This is a genomic window from Paenibacillus sp. TAF43_2 (genome assembly GCF_052113545.1).
In the GTDB taxonomy this organism is placed as follows: Bacteria; Bacillota; Bacilli; order Paenibacillales; family Paenibacillaceae; genus Pristimantibacillus.
In genome coordinates this window covers 1-20,595 of sequence record NZ_JBFRDK010000124.1, presented here as the reverse complement: position 1 = coordinate 20,595, position 20,595 = coordinate 1, and the positions used below count along the sequence as shown (strand labels likewise).

19 protein-coding genes are annotated in these 20,595 nt (G+C 42.3%); 15 read left to right on the top strand and 4 right to left on the bottom strand.

Going from position 1 to position 20,595, the window contains the following annotated elements; genetic code table 11:
• Together AB4Z17_RS22835 and AB4Z17_RS22830 are read left to right on the top strand one after the other, a co-directional pair.
• Positions 1–742 (top strand): carbohydrate ABC transporter permease (locus AB4Z17_RS22835; protein ID WP_441962246.1); only part of this gene is annotated, 742 nt, incomplete at its 5' end.
• Between the two features lie 44 nt (positions 743–786).
• A complete protein-coding gene (locus AB4Z17_RS22830; RefSeq protein WP_441962247.1) occupies positions 787–2,760 on the top strand; it encodes a glycosyl hydrolase family 28 protein in 1,974 nt (657 codons plus the stop codon).
• A 65-nt stretch (positions 2,761–2,825) separates the two neighbouring features.
• On the opposite strand, the gene AB4Z17_RS22825 is transcribed toward AB4Z17_RS22830, so the two are convergent.
• A complete protein-coding gene (locus AB4Z17_RS22825) occupies positions 2,826–3,716 on the bottom strand; it encodes an AraC family transcriptional regulator (RefSeq protein ID WP_441962244.1) in 891 nt (296 codons plus the stop codon).
• A gap of 222 nt (positions 3,717–3,938) precedes the next feature.
• Between AB4Z17_RS22825 and AB4Z17_RS22820 the strand changes: the two genes are divergently transcribed.
• The 5 genes from AB4Z17_RS22820 to AB4Z17_RS22800 all read left to right on the top strand — a co-directional run bounded on the left by AB4Z17_RS22820 (position 3,939) and on the right by AB4Z17_RS22800 (position 9,783).
• On the top strand, positions 3,939–5,540 hold the full coding sequence (locus AB4Z17_RS22820) for an ADP-ribosylglycohydrolase family protein (protein WP_441962242.1): 1,602 nt from the start codon (positions 3,939–3,941) through the stop codon (positions 5,538–5,540).
• 43 nt (positions 5,541–5,583) lie between these two features.
• On the top strand, positions 5,584–6,402 hold the full coding sequence (locus AB4Z17_RS22815; RefSeq protein ID WP_441962240.1) for an alpha/beta hydrolase: 819 nt from the start codon (positions 5,584–5,586) through the stop codon (positions 6,400–6,402).
• 235 nt (positions 6,403–6,637) lie between these two features.
• Positions 6,638–7,357: an SDR family NAD(P)-dependent oxidoreductase gene (locus AB4Z17_RS22810; RefSeq protein ID WP_441962238.1), complete on the top strand. Its 720-nt coding sequence runs from the start codon at positions 6,638–6,640 to the stop codon at positions 7,355–7,357.
• 48 nt (positions 7,358–7,405) lie between these two features.
• Positions 7,406–8,215, top strand: a complete 810-nt coding sequence (coaW, locus tag AB4Z17_RS22805) for a type II pantothenate kinase (RefSeq protein ID WP_441962236.1) — start codon at positions 7,406–7,408, stop codon at positions 8,213–8,215.
• Between the two features lie 125 nt (positions 8,216–8,340).
• A complete protein-coding gene (locus AB4Z17_RS22800; RefSeq protein ID WP_441962234.1) occupies positions 8,341–9,783 on the top strand; it encodes a serine hydrolase domain-containing protein in 1,443 nt (480 codons plus the stop codon).
• An 85-nt stretch (positions 9,784–9,868) separates the two neighbouring features.
• Here AB4Z17_RS22800 and AB4Z17_RS22795 read toward each other — a convergent pair whose 3' ends face one another.
• A complete protein-coding gene (locus tag AB4Z17_RS22795) occupies positions 9,869–10,651 on the bottom strand; it encodes a phytanoyl-CoA dioxygenase family protein (RefSeq protein ID WP_441962232.1) in 783 nt (260 codons plus the stop codon).
• Positions 10,652–10,767: 116 nt separating this feature from the next.
• On the opposite strand from AB4Z17_RS22795, the gene AB4Z17_RS22790 reads away from it, so the two are divergent.
• Together AB4Z17_RS22790 and AB4Z17_RS22785 are read left to right on the top strand one after the other, a co-directional pair.
• On the top strand, positions 10,768–11,646 hold the full coding sequence (locus AB4Z17_RS22790) for an AraC family transcriptional regulator (RefSeq protein ID WP_441962231.1): 879 nt from the start codon (positions 10,768–10,770) through the stop codon (positions 11,644–11,646).
• A gap of 105 nt (positions 11,647–11,751) precedes the next feature.
• Positions 11,752–12,060 (top strand): hypothetical protein, encoded by a 309-nt coding sequence (locus AB4Z17_RS22785; RefSeq protein WP_441962229.1) that lies wholly within the window; start codon positions 11,752–11,754, stop codon positions 12,058–12,060.
• A gap of 84 nt (positions 12,061–12,144) precedes the next feature.
• Here the strand turns inward: AB4Z17_RS22785 and AB4Z17_RS22780 are convergent, their stop codons facing one another.
• Entirely contained in the window at positions 12,145–15,183 is a 3,039-nt protein-coding gene (locus tag AB4Z17_RS22780; protein WP_441962228.1) for a family 43 glycosylhydrolase, read from the bottom strand.
• A gap of 231 nt (positions 15,184–15,414) precedes the next feature.
• Here AB4Z17_RS22780 and AB4Z17_RS22775 point away from each other — a divergent pair, with 231 nt between their 5' ends.
• The gene (locus tag AB4Z17_RS22775) at positions 15,415–15,783 is read left to right on the top strand and encodes a DUF4180 domain-containing protein (protein ID WP_441881955.1); all 369 of its coding nucleotides are present in this window, start codon (positions 15,415–15,417) and stop codon (positions 15,781–15,783) included.
• Positions 15,784–15,829: 46 nt separating this feature from the next.
• Here the strand turns inward: AB4Z17_RS22775 and AB4Z17_RS22770 are convergent, their stop codons facing one another.
• The gene (locus AB4Z17_RS22770) at positions 15,830–16,708 is read right to left on the bottom strand and encodes a DMT family transporter (protein ID WP_441911789.1); all 879 of its coding nucleotides are present in this window, start codon (positions 16,706–16,708) and stop codon (positions 15,830–15,832) included.
• Positions 16,709–16,856: 148 nt separating this feature from the next.
• Between AB4Z17_RS22770 and AB4Z17_RS22765 the strand changes: the two genes are divergently transcribed.
• The 5 genes from AB4Z17_RS22765 to AB4Z17_RS22745 all read left to right on the top strand — a co-directional run bounded on the left by AB4Z17_RS22765 (position 16,857) and on the right by AB4Z17_RS22745 (position 20,113).
• Positions 16,857–17,735, top strand: a complete 879-nt coding sequence (locus AB4Z17_RS22765; protein WP_339208447.1) for a LysR family transcriptional regulator — start codon at positions 16,857–16,859, stop codon at positions 17,733–17,735.
• Positions 17,736–17,836: 101 nt separating this feature from the next.
• Positions 17,837–18,364, top strand: a complete 528-nt coding sequence (locus AB4Z17_RS22760; protein WP_441911787.1) for a GNAT family N-acetyltransferase — start codon at positions 17,837–17,839, stop codon at positions 18,362–18,364.
• 34 nt (positions 18,365–18,398) lie between these two features.
• Positions 18,399–19,118, top strand: coding sequence for a hypothetical protein (locus tag AB4Z17_RS22755; protein WP_441962226.1), 720 nt, complete (start codon positions 18,399–18,401; stop codon positions 19,116–19,118).
• 39 nt (positions 19,119–19,157) lie between these two features.
• Positions 19,158–19,418 (top strand): hypothetical protein, encoded by a 261-nt coding sequence (locus AB4Z17_RS22750; RefSeq protein ID WP_441962225.1) that lies wholly within the window; start codon positions 19,158–19,160, stop codon positions 19,416–19,418.
• Complete coding sequence (locus AB4Z17_RS22745; protein ID WP_441962224.1) at positions 19,415–20,113, top strand: aspartate/glutamate racemase family protein; 699 nt, start codon at positions 19,415–19,417, stop codon at positions 20,111–20,113. Before AB4Z17_RS22750 ends, AB4Z17_RS22745 begins: the two co-directional genes overlap by 4 nt.
• Positions 20,114–20,595 lie beyond the last annotated feature (482 nt).

The window sequence follows — 20,595 nt, the reverse complement described above, 5'->3', positions numbered from 1 at the left end:
GTGGCCAGTTGATTTTACGCTGAGCTCCTACAAGTACGCACTGTCCAAACCGGAGTTTTTACAGTCGCTTTTTGTTTCTATTGTGCGGGTTGTTCTCGGAACGATCATTAGTTTGTTGGTGGTTGTTATTTCCGCGTATCCGTTGTCGAAGGAACGGACGGAGTTTCCGATGCGAACCTTCTATGTGTGGTTCTTCTTTGTAACCATTTTGTTTAGCGGGGGATTAATCCCAACCTACATGGTCATTAGAAATTACCATATGCTTGATACGATCTGGGCACTTGTACTTCCAGGCGCCGTGGCGGTGTTCAACATCGTGCTGCTGCTGAATTTCTTTCGCGGTACACCGAAAGAAATTCAAGAGGCTGCACTTGTTGACGGATGTACCCATTGGCAGCTGCTTTGGAAAATGATGGTTCCGATATCGATTCCTGCACTTGCGACAATTCTGTTGTTTACATGTGTAGGACAGTGGAATTCTTGGTTCGATGGACTGATCTATATGAACTCGCCTATGAATTATCCGTTGCAGACGTATCTGCAGACACTTGTTGTAAGCACGGAATTATTTACGGCAGGGGGAAACCTGACAGCGGAAGATATGAAGGCGCTTGCTGAGGTATCCGACCGTACGACCAAAGCCTCGCAAATTTTTCTTGCAGCACTGCCTGTGCTTGTTCTCTATCCTTTTTTGCAAAAGTATTTCATGAAAGGCATTGTACTTGGCAGCGTGAAAGGATAGATTCAAGAATTATCATGACTTCATATCGGGAGGAATGGTTTGTGATGAAGATGAAGCTGTTGCTTGTGCTCTTTTTAATAGCAACTTTTTTGAATGTTGGGGAGGCGCATGCTGTGAATCAGGAAAATAAGCAGAGCACTTCAAAAATCGTTACTTGGGATACACCTGCTTGGCAGCAAAAAAACAATAGTTTTTCGGTTTGGATAAGAGAGAGCGGCCAGAAAACGTGGAATGAGCTATATGTTTATAACGTAAAAAACGGCGAGCAGAAGGAGCAAGATGTGCCAACGGATGCAGCCATGGTTAACGTAGACTTTTCAGGTACAGCAGAGTTTAAGGTAACGTATAACAAGGAAAAAATCAAAAATTATGAAATACGCCCTTCGGCTTATGGAATCCATGCTAAAAAAACAGAAGAGAAAACATTAAACTTTTCACTCACGCAAAATAGCAAAGCTCCATTAAAGCCCACTATTATGGTGAATGGCAGCTGGAGTGAGGGCAATTTGCATATCCTTTCAAACATGCCTGAGAACGATGCACCTTTACAGAATGCCGCAAACGTTTATGTTATAAATCCTGGCGACCCGATCCCGCTTTATTTGCCAACGGGCAAAGATACGTATTATTTTAAGCCGGGCGAGCACGAGCTGCCAAAAGGGATGTGGGTTGAGCTTGATCTCGAGGAAACCGTTCAACTGGAAAAATTTGATTTGGTGCAGCAGCTAACCAACTCCCAGTGGTTTGCAAAAGGACCCCAACGATTTGTGATTGAGGCCAAGGAGAGAAAAGACGACCCGTATGTAAAAGTATACGATGGGTATGAGAATAACAAGGAAGGAACAGTCACCGATTTATTGAGTAATGTGAACGCGAGATATGTAAAGCTTGTCCTACTAGGTAATACCGGATCAAGTCATTATGTAATGACATCATTGGCAAGCGAATTTAAGCTTTATAAAAAGGGAGGCGATTCGACAAATATTGCAAAGGGCAAAGCGGTAAATGGGGCATTCCCCAGTTACTCCAATATGACTGACGGCAATGATTCTACTCATTATATGTCGTCTACCGGTTATGGCAATTGGCATGCAGGAGAAGCGTTTTATATCAGTCAGAGCGATACGACTGTTTATTTGGCACCAGGCTCGCTTGTCAAAGGGTCAATTTCTGCAGATGATCTGAGCAACATTACAATTAAAGGCCGAGGTATCATGTACGGTGGTGATCTTTTGCGGCCTAGAAATTACGCTGAGGGACGAAGCGGGGCGATATGGATTACGAGAAGCACTAATTCAAAGGTAGAAGGCATTACACTGATCGATTATCCGATGTGGTCAGTCGTTATGAACTTTACGGATCAAACGTCGATCAAAAACATAAATTTTTTCGGTTCGATGGTTAATGCTGATGGCATTCACCTCTCAGGCAGCAAAAATGCGCAGGTTTCAGGCGTATTCATAAGAACGACGGACGATAATTTTGTCATTTATCATTATGGTGAGAGTTCAAATATAACGGTGAAGGATTCTATATTCTGGGCAGATAATGCCCGTCCTATTTTGCTAGGCTTGGGAGATACGCCAAATGCGACGATCGATAAGGTTAACTTTGAGAATATCTATATTTTGAATCAACGAGGCGTATGGGATCTGAATAAATATAATGGTGCGATTCAAATTTGGGCAACAGGAGGGAACAAGATAAGCAATATTGCCTTTAAAAATATGTATATCGATGAGTTCGAAGCTCCGGGGGACTCTATGTTTTTTCAAATCAAGACAGATGAGATGGCTGCTGGAATTGCGCCTGGTTCTGTGAGCAACGTCTCCTTTAACAACATTATCTACCGCGGCAAGCTTCCACGAAAATCTCTTATTAGCGGCGTTGACGACAGCCATAATGTGAGCGGGATCGTATTTAACCGTTTTAAAATAAACAATACGGTATTGTCTTCTACTAACATGAAACAGTTTATCGAAATCAAGGGGAAGTATTCGGATATAAAATTTAAATAGCATCAAAAAAACGGAAAATAAGCTGCTAACCTGCCTGTTATGGGCAGGTTTTTTTGTGTTTGCTATCAGGAAGGATGCATGCGTTCACGGAAAGCGGTAGGGCTGATTTTCTCATATTGTTTAAATAATTTACTGAAATAAAAGGTGTCCGAGATTCCGACATCTTGAGAGATTTCTTGTACCGATCGATTTGTGCTTTTTAATAAAAACTTTGCTTTTTGAATTTTTAGCATGTTCGTATATTTGATGATGTTTGTACCTGAATATTTCTTAAAGATTTGACACAAATATTCATACGTACGATCCATGCTGCGTTCTATTTCTTCTTTTGACAGGTTGTCGGTGTATGCTTCATCTAATAGACGAACCAATTTCCGATAAACAACAAATGATTCGGGTATGTAACGCTGATTTTTGGATTCGACTAAAATGGACAAAGCAATGGATTCCAAAATTTGCGCAAATTGCAGCGTTGAGCGGAAACGAAAATATACTTCTGGCTTAGAGAAGGTCTCCAGCAGCTTTTCGAATTGGGAAAGAAGCTCGTAGGGACGAGGGGATTGAAAATACCTAGGCAGGATCAATTCATCGACATGCTCATATTCAAAGGTACGTAAATCCTGATGCTCCAGCAGCGAATAATCGATGCCAGATGCCAAGTCTCCGACTTCCTTCAGAGAAGGCGTGCAGGAAAATTGAACCCAGAAGAAATTCGCTTTGGGGTTCGTTTTTTTCCAGCTGTAATGCCGCTCCCACGGTTTTAAAATGAAGATATCTCCGGAGTTCAGCTCCAGCTGTTCGGATTCCACTTGCAGGTAAATGGGCCCTTCGGCAACGACCATCAGTTCAAAAAAAGGATTGGAATGCTCCATCATATAGAGGTTATCATTGCCCTGTTGTATGCCAGCCCATCTCACATCAAGGCTCGCGAGCCTTGACATCGTAAAAAAAGACATGAAATCCCTCCCGTACCTATTAAATATGATCAATTAATTATAGGAGATTATGGTACCTCTGACAACACTGCGAACATACGAATCTGAACCGATAGAATCGATGAAATGGAACGGTTTTTTTTAACATTATTTATTTTTAAACCTTAACAATGTCGATGTTTCTCGTACTGTTTCGTTGATAAACTCATTGATGTAACCACTATGAGAATAAGAGGTGCAACGATGAAAATTTCATTAGACCAGTATAAGAACAAAGTGCGCGGATGTTGGATCGGGAAAAACGTCGGAGGGACGCTCGGAGCGCCATTTGAATGCAAACGCGGGGTGCTGGGTGTCACTTATTACACCCATGATCTGACGCAAGGAGTTCTTCCTAACGATGATTTGGATTTGCAATTGGTGTGGTTAAATGCAGCAGAGAAACACGGGAAAATGATTAATTCACGAATTTTGGGCGAATATTGGCTGTCTTATATCGTTCCTAACTGGGCCGAATACGGTGCAGGGAAAAACAATATGCGGATGGGAATCGTGCCGCCGTTATCCGGTTATGTAAACAATAAATTCCGTGACAGCAATGGGGCTTTTATTCGCTCGGAGATATGGGCATGTCTCGCACCCGGCCATCCGGATATCGCTGTGAAATATGCTTTTGAAGATGCGGTTGTCGATCACAGTCACGAGGGTGTCTATGCGGAAGTGTTCTTCGCAGCCATCCAAAGCGCCGCTTTCGTAGAGAGCGATACGTATAAGTTAATCGACATCGGACTTTCATATCTTCCAGATGATTGCGGATCTGCAAAAGCGGTTCGGACGGTTATAGAATGTTATCGTTCGGGTATGAGCTGGCAGGAAGCTCGAATTCGTGTGCTGACTGAGCTTCCTGGCAGCTTCGGTATTATCGGGATGACTCCGGAGCTGTTGACGGATGAAGTTCCTGTCGGGGACATGGGCTGGGATGCGCCAAGCAACGTTGGAATTACAATCATCGGCTGGCTTTACGGAGAAGGCGACTTTGGCAAAAGCATTTGTATCGCGAATAATTGCGGTGAAGATACCGATTGTACAGCGGCAACACTTGGCGCCATTATGGGGATTATTGGCGAGCCTGAGCGTGTGCCGTCGGAATGGCTGGAGCCTATTGGGGACGAGATCAAAACCTTATGCATCAATCTGGGAGATCAAGGCTTAAAGATCCCGAAGACGGTGACGGAACTTACGGATCGGATCTTAAAGCTGACACCGATTTTTCTTGGAAGCGAGTATTGTGACTATGTAAATGCGGAACGCGGTTATACGATCGAGACTAAAGAGGATAAGGATTTATATAATCATCCGAAAAGAGTAAACTGCTGGGTTTATCGTGAAACCTCCGATTTGTTCAAGCAAAGCCCATTTATGGTCCATTACGACTTTCAAATCTTTTCGGTCTATTTGGATTATCGGAATGAACCCTTTGTATCGGAGGCTCAGCCAAAACGGTTCCGCCTTGTCTTGGACAACCAGCTGTTTATACAGCAGTGGTTAAACGTCAAATGGCATTTGCCGGAGGGTTGGACCGTGTCTCCAGGACCGAATATTAGCGTACCGCTTGAGCAGTATCACTGCAATGTAGGCTATAATGAGCTTTTCTTCGAGTTGACGCCTAATGCATTAAAGGAGCCGCGGTATGATCTGATCGTCGAGATCACATCGGCTGGACGGCCTACGAAGGGTCTAATTCCAATCGTTTTGCTGAATGTGCCTCAAACTGCCGGAGAAGAAACGGTATCTCTTGTGGATTCAAAGGCTCCAGCAGCCCATATGATTCGATCAATTATTTAATCTAGCTGCTAAAACATAACCAAAACAGCTTGGAGGGTATACATTGACAACTCCGATTGTGATTTGGCCAAAAGGTGCACCGCATATTATTAGTGGAGAACCGCAAGGAGACCCAACATTAACTCCTTATTTGGTTCAAAGTGCTGTTCCTACAGCAGCTATTATTGTATGTCCAGGCGGTGCCTATGGCATGCTGGCAGATCATGAAGGTGAGCCGATCGCCCACTGGTTTAACAGTATAGGCATTTCTGCATTCGTGCTGAAGTATCGGTTCGCGCCCTATAAATATCCTGTTCCAATGCTTGACGCTCAACGTGCCATTCGATATGTGCGTCATCATGCAAAAGACTGGAATATTGATGCGGAACGAGTAGGTGTGATAGGTTTTTCCGCAGGAGGTCATCTTGTGTCCACAGTTGGAACACATTACGACAGAGGGCGTATGGTGGATCTTGATCCAATTGAGAGGGAAAGCAGTCGCCCCGACTTGCTAATCTTATGTTATCCCGTTATCAGTTTTGGTGAGTTCCGTCATCATCATTCAATGATAAATTTGCTAGGAGAATTTCCTTCGGAGGAGCAGAGACACGACTTATCCAATGAGCTGCAAGTCACCGCGGATACTCCGCCTGCCTTTTTGTGGCATACGGCAGACGATGAGGCCGTTTCGGTGGAGAACAGCCTTCTCTTCGCACAAGCTTTGTATCGGAACCATGTTCCGTGTGAAATGCATATGTTCGAGAGTGGTCCGCACGGAATGGGATTAGCCGAGAACGATGCAAGTGTTGGAATGTGGACATTACTGTGCAGGGAATGGTTGAAAAAACGAGGCTGGAGAGTCGTAGAGGAAAAAGCTCCATAAATATTATTTTTACTACGTTAATAAAAAGCAATAGCTCCTATCGAATGATGATAAGGAGCTGTTGCTTGTTTTTAGTTGATTACAAATAGAGGGTGGCCGAGCTGGAAAAGGATCATGGTCTTGTAGAACGCACCGTCTACTCTTATAGACTTGATTTTCTCATTAATTAAACATTATTATATATAAAGTATACGAATATAATAGTGATAATGAAATAAAACCATGGGAGGATCATATGAAAAACTTTATTATTTTTGGAGCGAGTAAAGGACTCGGTGAAGCATTCGTTAAAGGATTGCCGGAAGCGGGAGACAACGTATGGATATTTTCCAGAAGCTGTCCGAATGGTTTGGGACTTARCGACGGTGTTCATCGCTATTGGATTGAAGCTGATCTAGCGTTGAATGAAGCAAGCGATAGAATTGCGAGTAGATTACATGATGTCGTCATAGACGTATTCATATATAATGTTGGGATATGGGAAAGCAAAGGATTTATGGATGACTACGATTTTGAGAATGATGACCCTAACGAAATCGTTAATATTATAAATGTAAATATAACATCCGCAATTACTTGCATCCAGAAGCTGCTGCCGAATTTAAAAAAATCAAACAACGCAAAAATTTTCTTCATCGGATCTACATCAGGTCTCGAAAATAATGACAGTACACAAATTTCATTCGTAGCCTCGAAATTCGGATTGCGTGGAATTAGCAATTCTTTGCGGGAGCATGTGAAGAAGTACGGAATAGGTGTAACCTGTATAAACCCAGGCGAAATTGCAACTCAGATCCCATATGAAGATGGAATAGAGAAGGTTTTATCGGCTTATAATGGGACACAGATCCCCCTTCAGGATATTGTATCCTTGGTCAAATGTGTGATGAATCTCTCAAGGGCTTCCTGTGTGAAAGAAATAAATATTCCAGCCATGCTCAGCACGAGTGTATGATTGCACGAACAAAGCATGGTAATGGGAGAAAAGAGATGACAAATCAAGATGAATATTGGAATTGATGCTGGCGGCACACTTATCAAAGTAGCCTATATGAAAAATAACCTGCTCGAATTTGAAAAGTTTCCTATTGCTGAATTGGAGCAAGTGGCATCTTGGATAAACGGATTAGATAACATTAAGATCTGCACGACAGGCGGTAAAGCTACTTTTTTGAGATCGTTATTTAGTCAACAAGCTGAACAAATCGTTGAATTTGAAGCAACATCGAGTGGTGTGCGACATCTTCTTGCTACGTGTGGAATAACGGAGGAGTCATACATATTAACAAATGTTGGCACCGGAACTTCGATTCACCACATAGACAAAAGCGAGCAGCAGCGTGTCGGCGGTACCGGGGTCGGCGGCGGCACCATGATGGGGCTATCACAGCTGCTTACAGGGTTAACTGACTATGACAGCATTGTACCTTTAGCAGCTAAAGGTATACGAGATCGTATAGATTTGAAGGTAAGCCAAATTTATAAGGGGACAGTGCCCCCTATACCGGGAGATTTAACAGCCAGCAACTTCGGGAATGTTGACCCCATGGTATCGAAAGCAGATTTGGAACAAGAAGAACTACTAGCTTCTGTCATTGGAATGGTAGGGGAAACGGTGGCGACCGTTAGTGTTCTTGCGGCTGGACAATGCGGCGTATCCTCTGTCGTATTCATCGGTTCGTCGTTTATTCGAAATGAATTTCTTAAAGAAGTGGTACAAAGCTATACGAGGCTTAGAGGGGCAAATCCCATATTTCTCGAAAATGGGGAGTATTCAGGTGCCATTGGCGCTTTGCTGCATGTGAGTAAATAAACACAGCTAGCAAGTAGAGTATTCAAGGAAATGATAGTTCAACGAGACATCTATGATAGCGCTAACAAAAATGCTTGCCAGTCCTCTGAAGTTGCAGTAAGTTAGTAGTATAAAGGAGGAATGAAATGATGGAACGGACTACTCTTCATTTACCCAGAAGTCAGCCGGAAGCGCAAGGAATACCCTCCGCTGCTGTAATTGCCTTTTTAAATACTGTAAAAGAAAAAAAGCTGGAACTGCATAGTCTTATGCTGCTTAGACATGGACAGGTAGTAGCAGAGGGATGGTGGAAACCTTATGCATCAGATATTCCTCATATGCTGTTCTCGCTTAGCAAGAGCTTTACCTCAACTGCCATGGGTCTCGCTGCTGCAGAAGGGAAATTGTCGTTAAACGATGCGGTTGTATCGTTCTTTCCGGAAGATGTTCCAGCTGAGGTGAATTCTAATTTAGCTGCAATGGAAATCCGTCATTTGCTGATGATGGGAACAGGGCATGATCAGGACACAACAAGTAAGCTGCAGCAGTGTGAAGATGGAAATTGGGTCAAGGCGTTTCTGGATGCTCCTGTTGAGCATGCACCGGGTACACATTTTGTCTATAACAGCGGAGCTACATATATGCTGGCAGCCATACTGCAGAAGGTGACTGGTCAAACGCTGCTTGCATATTTGCAGCCGCGGTTGTTTGAACCGCTTGGCATTGAAGGGGCGACATGGGAATCTTGTCCTCGGGGAATCCATGTTGGCGGCTGGGGGCTAAACATCACCACGGAGGATATTGCTAAGTTTGGCCAGCTATATTTGCAGAAAGGCGTATGGAATGAACAGCGTCTGCTACAGGAGGATTGGGTTGATGAAGCGACGTCAGCACAAATCTCCAATGGAGACGGTGGAGTGAGCGACTGGGCGCAAGGTTATGGCTACCAGTTCTGGCGATGTCGGCACGGAGTGTACCGCGGTGACGGTGCATTCGGTCAATTTTGTATCGTGATGCCCGAGCAGAATGCGGTGCTGGCAATGACAAGCGGTACAAATGATTTGCAAGGTATTCTGGATGTGGTCTGGGATCACTTGCTCCCAGCAATGGAATCATCGTCACTTCCTGCAAATCAGGAAGCACATTCGAAGCTTGCGGATGAATTGCAGCAGCTATCGCTACCGCTGCCGCAGCTGCCGCCGGATTCACCATTGGAAGCCATCATTGACGGCATTGAATATACGCTCGAACAAAACGAACCGCTTTGGAAAAACATTTCTATATCCTTCGAGGCTAATAAAGCCGTCCTCCTTCTGAGCAAGGAGGATATTGAATATACGATTATGCTTGGTCGAGGTGCCTGGGTAGAGGGAACGACGCCTCTCTTTCAGGGAGAATATCAACGCTTCGTTGGCAGCTTTGCCTGGGAGCAGGAAAACACGCTTCAGCTAACCTTGAGGTTAATTGAAACGCCTTTCTCTATTTATGTCCACATTTTATTTGATGGGGACAACATTGTATTAAGTCAAAACTCAAATGTATTAGCTGAAAAGTCTGAAATTCGTGGACGGAAAACAGAAGTGAACTAGTTAAAAGCCGCATTGAATGCGGCTTTTTTTTTGTGATAACTGTGATTAACGTAACATTATTGATAAGTTGTTTGATATTTATCTTTTATGCTAGTTTCGGGAACAATCCGCCTTGTATGCGGCCTCCAGCTGCTAGACCCAATCCTTCTGTACAGCTGTGCGGCTTTCCGCTAAATATTGTGCCATCCGGCATGAAAATAATGGCCAGCGCGCGTCGCGGTTTATCGGTATGATTAGCATTCGCATAATGGAACGTCAACCCGTCATGAAAGGTACAGCTTCCGGCTTTCATACGCACGACTACTGCAGTGTTTCTATCCACGTCTTGAGCTCCTGCATCGGCAAATATATCACTAGGAGCAACTAAGTCGATGCTTTTTAAATTTTTTATTTTTTGCGATTTTGGAACAAACATCATACAGCCGTTATTCTCATCCACATCATCCAGCGCGATCCAAATAGAGAATGCTCCGCTTTCCTGCATCGGCCAATATGGCCAATCTTGATGCCAAGGCGTTGGCTTGGAATCATTCGGCATCTTCAAGAGGGCATGATCATGAAATAAACGGATTCCTTCAAATCCAGTAAGCTGCTTGCCCATATCTGCAAAACGATTGCCTAACACGAACCGGGCCATCCCGCCATGATCTCTCCATGTGTTTACACGCTGATTCAGCACTTTGAAGTAAGAGCCGCCAGCTTGGTCCGTCTGAATGGAACGCCCTGTAGTATCACTCATTGCTTCTTCCAAATACGTCCTCAGTTCTTGCAGCTCGTCCTCGGAAAGTACATTATCCACTTGAACAAAACCGTTTTCCCGATAAAAAATGATTTGCTTTTCAGTCAAAACCCTCTTATCATTCAACATAACCATTCTCCCTTTTATATAAAGTTCTTAGGTTTACTTTATGACAGGGAGCCGTTCGAATTCTTGGATGATCTACAAAAAAAGTAGGACGATCTGCTAAGGAGGATGGACTTGAAATGTCTATTCTAAATGGAAATGCATTTTTCGAGGACAGAGAGTTTCCTTTTTTTATACAGCGCTATCAAATTAAAAAAGGTGAGGTCATTCCTGCGCATACACATGATTTTGTTGAGCTTGTGTATGTGGTTAAGGGCGGAGCGCTGCATGAAATGGCCGATCAACGGTATCCGCTTGCAACCGGTGATGTATTCGTCATCGAGCCACAAACCTATCATGGCTACTTTAACACCGATGGAGAAGAAACCATCGTATATAATCTCCTATTTGAGAAGCAACTGCTTCAGAAGGAATTGGGCGTCCTGCTGCAACTACCCGCCTTCATTAATTTCTTCTATCTCGCTCCTTTTCTAAGGAAAAACGCCTCTTTTGTACCGTATATATCATTGAACGAGCATCAGCGGGGGCAATTGGAATTTCTTCTCCAAAAAATTCATAAGGAGTTTTATGAAAAGCCGGTAGGTTATCAGCTCGTCATAAAAACAAATTGGATCGAGTGTTTGGTATTGTTAAGTCGTTATCAGGATAACAACGAGAACAATAATAATAGTCCGCTGCCGAAAGAGGAATGGATGAGTTCTATTTTGCATTTCGTAGAACAAAATTATCGACAGCCGTTATCGTTGAATCAGCTATCCCAAACCTGCGGCATGAGCGTATCGTCCTTCACGGCAAAATTTAAGAAAGCGACAGGCATGAGCCTCATGGACTACAAGCATTCCCTTCAAATCAGGCATGCTTGCGAATTGTTGAAGGATCATCGCAACAAGGTTGTACATGTCGCATATAGTTCCGGATTTCAAGATGTCAGCTTCTTCAATCGGATTTTTCGCAAACACATGAGTATGACGCCTAGACAATTCCGCAATGGTTTGTAGCGTTAATATGGCGGAATTGGTTGAATATCTGGTAGCAAGAGTGTAAGGTTAATGTTGCTGGACTAACTGGCTGATCAGCATAAGAACAATAGTGGAGGTAACTTTATGAGTCAACGCTATAGAATTACAAGGACAATGCAAGAGCAGAACCATTTGGAGCAAAACATATCTTTGGAAGAGTGCAAAAGTTATTTTGCTGCCAAACCTGATTTTTCGTATACATCCGTTTTCACTGTAAAAGGGGAAACCACGATGTCTATTGACGGTGATTTTTTTATGTGGAGCTATGGCGATAGCACAATCCCGTTCAGGCATTATCAGGGAGATATATATGTGTCCGGAACGAATGAAGCCGTGATCCCTAAGATGATTGAGGTTGCGAGCGACTTGGGTGCGGACGTGGTGGAAGGGTAAGAAGCAATATGAAAAAAAGCCTCCGATCAGTAAAGTAATTTTACTGGCAGGAGGCTTTTTGAATTGATGATTGATTTGATAACTTTATTGTACAATCGTTTTTGCAATAAAGGCTAGATCAACAATATCGATAATGCCATCATGGTTGATATCCGCTTTTTTGACCGCATTCCAATCAGGGCTAGATGAATTTTTGCCATAGCTGGCTGCTGCAATGCCGAGATCACCAACGGTCACTTTTCCGTCTGAATTTGTGTCTCCTGATGTTGGGACATGGACTGCGTTTTTAAATGCTTGCAGTGCTTGATTCAAAGCGGTAACCGCTTGATCAATTTCCGCTTGGTTTACAGCTTTATCGGCTGCTGCTTTGGCTGCATTAATCGCTGCTTGCAAAGCGGCTTTGGAACCAACAGGGTATTGTCCTGGCGAATTGCCTTCTACAGCTGCTTGAATGGCTGCCTCTGATTGTGCAATTAAGGCGTTCAATGCTTCTTTGTTCAGCTCATTCGTGTTCGTGATTTTAACATTATGCGTGACATGAGCAAGTGTCGTCTCCACGCCTGCTGAATTGGCAAGCTTCGCTTGCGAGAGTGTAATACTCGTATTAGGTGACTCTTTAATCGCTTTCCAGTTTAATTTAAGCAATTCTCCATCGGCGATGACAGCATGGTCTGCACCTTGACTAGCAAGCAAAATCCGAATTTGTCCGGGGACGTCCGTTTTAGAATCAATAACGATAAGACCATTCTTTATGGACTCCGCCGAAACAAATGCGAGCTTGTCGGCATCATAATCAAATGTGAGATCCTGAGCATAAATGGCATCCTCCGATTTAGTCGACACATGCGTTAACCCGTAATTTACTTCGAAGCTTTTACCTAATGATATTTGAGAAGCACCTGTGAGTGTCCCCGTTAATTCGTTTTCAGCAGGGGGATTGAGGTTAGGAACGTCGGCCTTATACATCGTCAAAAAGTCCAAATTCACATTGCCAATCGAACCATTATCAATACGATAGCTGATCACATTTTTGCCGGCCTTTAAGCGTAAACGCTCAGAAGCGGTAAACCATTCATCCCAGCTGATCGCCGTTTTATCTGGGCCAATCGTTTTTACTTGTATGCCATTTACATATACATTAATGTTTGCTCTTGCCGGCAACTGTGTCGTAGGATTATTTGTGGATTCACCATCGACTTGCACACCATAAGCGTATCTAACACCCACGATGTAATCACCATCTTCAGCCGCATTCACTACAAAACTAGCTTCTGCACCAGCTTTTTTGGGCAGGTTAATATAACCCGTTCCTTGATAATTTGCATGACTGTTGCCTTTCGTAATATCACCATAAAGAATAGCATCTTCAGCTTGATACATTTCTCCGAGTCCTAAATCACCAGAAGGCAAGTCCTGCCATTCATATGGCGATACAGGTATACCGAAATGAGGTGTTCCATCTGCATTCCAATCAAATTTTTGAATATTGACCTGACGCCACCAGTTGCGCCCAGTATCTTGATATACGCGCGAATGATAAATCATCCAATCTTCCTTGCCATCTGCCGATTTGACAAAACCTGCTCTGGCAGGGCCGGATACATCATCTGTAGCAACGAAAACATCATTTGTGCGCGTCCAAGAATCCGGGTTCAAAAAATCGCCATCGGTATTCATAAAATAAGATAAACGATAGCCATTTGATGCATAATCACCTTCGGACATAGTAATAAACACTTTCCCATCCTTTTGCAATACACGAGGGCCTTCACCTCCGCCGCCTGGCAGGAAGGAGCGGTCTGCTGTAATTGTATAGGGGTTATCCATTGGCGCAATTGCCGGGCCAATAGGTTCGCCGGAGCCTAAAGTGCCCCAAACCGCATACAATTGTCCTTTGTAGTTGAAGACCGTGAAATCATTGGCTTGTTTATAAACGCCGTTTTCACCTGCATAAATGGCGCCTTTATCTACGTACGCTCCTTGCGGGTCGTCCGTCACAGATTCCAAAACCGTTGCCATATGCTTGTAGTCAAACTCTTTTAAGTCAGCGCAATAATAGATATACCATTTGCCATCAAAGAAGAATAGTTCAGGTGCAAAAATCCGAGTTTGTGTTCCTTGGGAATCGAATACCATAATCTTTTCGCCTTGGTCTAACAGGGTACGAGACTTAGATACATAAACTTTATTGTTGGAGTCTAAATTGCTTGAAGAAACAAAGTAATAAAAACCATCTTTGTACGTTACAAAGGGGTCCTGTCCTTGATACAGCGGGTTGTTAAATTTATCAGATACGGAGGAGCTTGTAACTCCCATCTCTTTCATAAAGTCAGAACGGGCAATCGATACGCTCTTGATGGCATCATCGAGCAAACCAACCTTATCTAAATCACTAATTTCTTTGTCATCAATAGTGGCAAGAAGCTCTGTCGCATTTATTTTAGCAGCGTTTAAGTTGTTTACTACTCTTTCTGCTACTTTGTCTGCAAAGTTTTCTGTTAAGTAATCTACCTTTTGAATTTCTGCGGTCAAATCAGCTTTCTTAGTCGTGAGTACACGATCTGTAGGCAAATAAAGTGCTGATTCAGGCACGACCTCTCTGCTTTGACTAGCGCTTTCCCATTCCATCTTAAGCCAAGTGCCTCCCCAGCCTTGCAAGTATTCAACTTTAATATCGTAATGCTTGCCTGCTTCCAATGGAATGGAGGTGCTAACTTGTGGTTTTTCCCATGCCTGCTGCCAGAAGTCAATGACCAATGCTCCATTAACCCATAGTCTGAAACCATCATCACCAACCATATGGAAGGTGTAGTCTTCTGAATATTTTGGAACGATTGTACCTGTAAAACGTGCTGTATTAAAATCGGGTGTTCCTGAGAGCTGATTGAAGATGCTTGCAAAAGAGTCGCCGTTTAGATTGGAGACCGCTCTTTCTCCTCGAAAATCATTAAAATTAAAAATAGTAATATCTTCACGATTGTTAGGGTTCTTTTCACATTTAAAAAACTCGCCCAGCAATCCGTGACCGTCCACAGCTGCATCAGCAGCACGAGCATTTGCGGGTATAACAATCGTGCTTGCAAAAACAAACATAGCCAAAAGTATTCCTAGTACTCTTTTCATCGTTAAGCCTCCTGATTTCTCATTCTTATCATGCAAAGTAGGGAAGTATTGCTCTATAGCTGCTTCTCAAATTACCTCCTTTTCTCGTCCTATTGTTTGCTTCAAATTTACCATTTTTTATCGATTATAGATTTGTGAAATACGGGCTTTTTTTGCGTTTTTCTGTCCTTTTATTTATCAGATGGAAGGTTTGTGTTAGAGTATGGAATATTAGCGAAAGGTGGAGTAATGATGGAAATAGAAATTGATCAGAAGGGGAATTCCAAAGTTGCGATTATAGAGAGCACAGAAATTGTAGTAAGCGACGTGCAAGGGGCACTAGACTTGATGGCAACTGTAAATTATACAGATGGCTGCCATAAACTATTGATCTATAAAGCGAATATAACAGAGGAATTTTTTGATTTAAAAACAAAGCTTGCCGGGGAGATTTTGCAGAAGTACACGAATTATCACGTTAAAATCGCAATCGTTGGAGATTTTGATGGTTATGAAAGCAAAAGCTTGAAGGATTTTATTTATGAATGCAATAAAGGCAAGCAGGTTTTCTTTCTAAAAGATAAACAAGCTGCACTCGACGCACTGCACAATGTCAATTAATGCTATAAAGAAAAAGGGCAGCCAAGCGTAATTGGCTGCCTTTTTCTCATGAAACAGCTAACTGCTTCTGTTTCTTATTGCTACCGTGCCATCCGGATACGAGAACACCGAGTAATACAAGCGCTGCGCCGATATAACCTTTGAATGGCAATATTTCATTGATGAACACAAACCCGAACAAAGCAGCAAACAGCGGTTCGAGCGAAAAAATAAGCCCGGTTCGGATAGGAGTCGTATATTTCTGAGCTAAAGGCTGAACCACATAGCCAAATGCACTGCACACGATACTTAATACGAGTACGGCTACCCATCCTTCTGATGTATTAGGAAGTTTGGGCGTTTCGAATAGGAAAGAGAAGAACAAGCCATAAGCGCCTGCGAATCCCAATTGTAAAATGCCTAAGTTCAACGTATTCGTTGTTTTCGCCGCAGAATCGGTAATTAGAATATGTATGGCATACAATAGGGCCCCCATCATACATAAGAAATCTCCCGGATATATTCGCAGCTCGCTGTTTAATGTAAGAAATCCAATACCTATAATAGCAAGGCAAACCCCAATGACGAGGCTAAGCTTAAGTTTTTTCTTGAACACGGTGACATAAATTAAAGGGACAAATATAACGGTTAAGCTAATTAAAAATCCGGCGTTAGAAGTTGTGGTCGTTTTTAGACCAAACATAATGCCTGTAAATACACCAAATAATAATAATCCAAGCAAAGCTGCATATTTTAACGTCTTCAGGTCGGTTTGACGCAAGCTTTTGTGAAAGAGGGCGGCCGATAAAAGGAACGCAAACCCGCAGCGAAGAGCAATCAAATTAAATTCTTCAATCGAATTCAGTCCCAGCTTCATAAAAATGTAGGATGAACCCCAACATAACGTAATCATTAAAATAAGAAAATCGGCTTTCAGCGGTTTCAATCTGTACCATCCTTTGTTTAGCAAGTGTTAGTAATCGAACCGGGTGGATACCAAGTACTAACACAGTATACTAAGGAAGGATTAACAAGTATATTGAATGTTTGTTATGATATACATTAGTAAACCTCATGTTAAAGGCGGGCTATCGATGAGTATTAATAAATACGAAGTTTTCATGAAAGTAGTTGAACAAGGGAGTCTGACAAAAGCTGCTGATCTGCTAGGATTCACGCAATCGGGCGTAAGTCATATGATTAAAAGTTTGGAAATAGAATTGGGTTTTGCCCTCCTGCTCCGAGGACGGTCGGGGATAAAATTAACGGCAAATGGAGAGCAGATGCTAAAGCCAATTCGTGAAATATTAAACTGGAACGAACAATTGAAGCAGGTCGTGTCATCGATTCATGGTTTGGAGGCAGGTACAATCCGTATAGGCACCTTCACCAGTGTATCGGTTCATTGGCTTCCTGGCATGATTAAGCAGTTTCAAAAAGAGTATCCGACTATTGAAATTAAGCTGATGGAGGGCGACTATCAGGAAATAGAAAGCTGGATTGAAGAAGGTCAAATTGACTGTGGCTTCATATCTATTCCAACTCGCGGCACATTTGAGGTTATTCCTCTAAAGAAGGACCGAATGCTGGCTATTTTACCGCTGGATCATCCTTTAAGTGAGCTGTCCTATTTGCCATTAGCCAAACTCGAAAATGAACCGTTCATCATTTCGAGCGAAGGTTCTGATTATGATGTCCGGCGGGTTCTAGATCACGCATCGATTAAACCCAATATTAAGTTTTCGTTAGGGGATGATTTTGCGATTATTGCCATGGTGGAGAATGGGCTTGGCGTCAGTATCCTGCCTGAGCTTGTTCTTCAAGGGCGCGACCATAAGGTGTGCGTGATGGAACTCGAGGAGCGCAGCTACCGTTCACTCGGAATTGCCGTCCAATCCATGAAAAATGCATCGCCTTCCGCAAGGCGATTCGTGAATTATGTCCAGCAATGGTTGGAGAATTGGGAGCAATAAGAATCAGGCTGATCGAACGAAAGAACAGGAAGATAGTAGAGTTTAAAGGAATTTCATAGTAAAATATACTAAAAATTAAATAACCGAGGGGGTTGCTGATTGTGATCATTGAGACGGAACGGTTAATTTTAAGAGATTTTGTAACCAATGATTTCGAAGATATACATGTGTATGCATCGAATCCGGTCGTAGTGAAGTACATGTTATGGGGACCAAACTCGAAAGAGGATACACAAAATTATATGAATATGATAGCCGATATGCAAAAGCAACAGCCTCGACTTGGTTATGAACTCGCAGTGGTCATGAAAGAGAACAATCAGTTGATCGGCGGTTGTGGAATTCACATCATCAAACCTTCACAAGGAGAGCTTGGTTATTGCTTTAATCATAACTATTGGGGAAGCGGCTTCGCATCAGAGGCTGCGGCTGCCTTGCTTGAATTTGGATTCCGCGAGCTCAGTCTTCATCGCATATTTGCTACTTGTCGCCCAGATAATATTGGATCGGCTAAAGTGCTGCAAAAAATAGGAATGAAATATGAAGGACATATTAGGGAGCATATGCGCCATAACGAGAAATGGCATGATTCCTATCAATATTCCATTTTAGAAAATGAATATGTCTAGAAGGCTGCTGACTATATTATTAGCTGTATTGTTAATGATGCTTATTTTCTATTTTGTAAATGGTCGTGATCAGGCTAGTCAGAGAGAGATTAACGATGCAATGGATATCGTTCGTCAGGATTGTAAGTTATGGTGTCTCGACTCTTCAACCACTTTTCAATATGTGGGCAAATATAATGGTCCTTCACGTAAACGAAATTTAGTTATTACATTGGAAAGAAAAAAAGATAAGCTGCCAGAAGCAAGTTATTATGTCACTCCAGGTACGAAGAATTTTATGAAAATTATACACAACTGGCGAACAGCAGCCATTGATGATGGCAGCGCTGCTAAAGCTAAGGAATATAGTGATTTAGACTATACACTTATTAMAGAGAAAAATAGGCTTAATCTAATTTCACAAATCATGCACATAAGCACAAACGGTGAAGAATTAGCTATGTATCGTGGTAAATTGATGACGTTATTCGGTACGCCTTTAATTGAGACGGATGATGATGAAAATGCTTATTCGTATTTATTTGAGGCTAACGATCATGCAAACAACAAGTGGTTGTTTACAGCGTATCAGGGCCCTTCGGGTTTTGCCATCGGCGGCGACCCTAATCAGAAAGATAGTAAAGCAGCAGCTGTTGCATTTGTAGACGACCTAAGTAAGCTCGATCCTGCTGACTATGAACGTATTTTAACTAACCACGATTTTGATTCTAAAGTCATATATGGCTGTAAACAAAAAAGATGTTATTCGARATGAGCTATGGGTGTAAGGCTAAAAAGTGAGGTGACAATGATCATGGTTCGAGAAGAGGATAAAGCAATTATTAATCATTATGTTGCTGCTTATAATTCATTTGATGTAGCGGGAATGGTTAAGTTTTTGCATAACGATATTATATTCAGGAATGTTTCCAATGGCGAAATTAACACTGAAACCAGAGGTATACAAGAGTTTATACAATTGGCGGAAAAATCCTCACAGATGTTCTCTAGCCGCTGTCAGACAATCATGAGTTATGATGCTGTAGAGGACAAAGTAGAAGGTGCTTCACCGTGAAGACAATGGGTCTGATAGGCGGCATGAGCTGGGAGTCATCTGTGCTCTATTACCAAACCATTAATCAAAAGGTAAAAGAAAAGTTAGGGAAACTTCATTCTGCAAAAAGTATCATGTATTCCGTAGATTTCGAAGAAATCAAGACTCTTCAGGAGCAGGGGAAGTGGGGCGAAGCAACAGCGATCATGATTGATTGTGCACAAAAACTAGAGTTAGCTGGAGCAGAGTTCATTATTATATGTACGAATACGATGCACAAAATGGCCAAAGAAGTAGAGGATGCAGTATCCATCCCACTGCTTCATATCGCAGATGCAACAGCAAATGAAATAATTAAAGATGGAATCAAGAAGGTTGCTTTGCTTGGTACGGCTTTTACAATGGAACAGCCATTTTACAAGGGAAGACTAAGTGAAAAGTTTGGGATTGATGTCATTATTCCGAATGAGTCAGAACGAAAAATGATACACGACATCATCTATGAAGAGCTTTGCCTTGGAATTATAAATGAACAATCCAGGGAATCTTATGTAAAGATCATTAATCGACTTAGCGAGCAGGGAGCAGAAGCTATTATTCTTGGGTGTACAGAAATAACACTGCTTATATCGCAAGATAATTGCAGTGTCCCATTATATGATACAGCAAGAATTCATGCGGAGTGTGCAGTTGACTTTGCATTGCAAAAGGGCTGAGAAGAAGGCTGCCATCATTAGTATTCCTGCTAATGGATAAAGTTCAGAAACATTAATAGAAAGAGGTAGCCCGTAGCAACGGCTGTCTTTTTTCATTGAAATAAAAACAATATCAAGAGCATATATTACATTGAAAATGAAGATGTGTTTTTCTGTAAAACTGCACATTAAAAAGTAGAAAATGGGTGGTAGAAGAGATTGTTGTTAAATTTAAAAAGTTGCTAGATTGACACAAAAAAAGATATCTTTTAATTGAGTTAGTACAATAAGCTGCTGTCACCATTATTTGATGGAAAAGCCTTCAGTTCCGCTTGCACAGCGGTTCTGAAGGCTTTTTGCGCATAAAGAATTGATGAGAACAATTCACGAGACACATTTTCAGTAGCGACAGTAAAAAGGAAACATCTCACTAACAATCTTTATTGAAATATCTTGTTCAAGACTTATTTTCCAGATAATACTGGTGAAGGAGTGCTATTAGG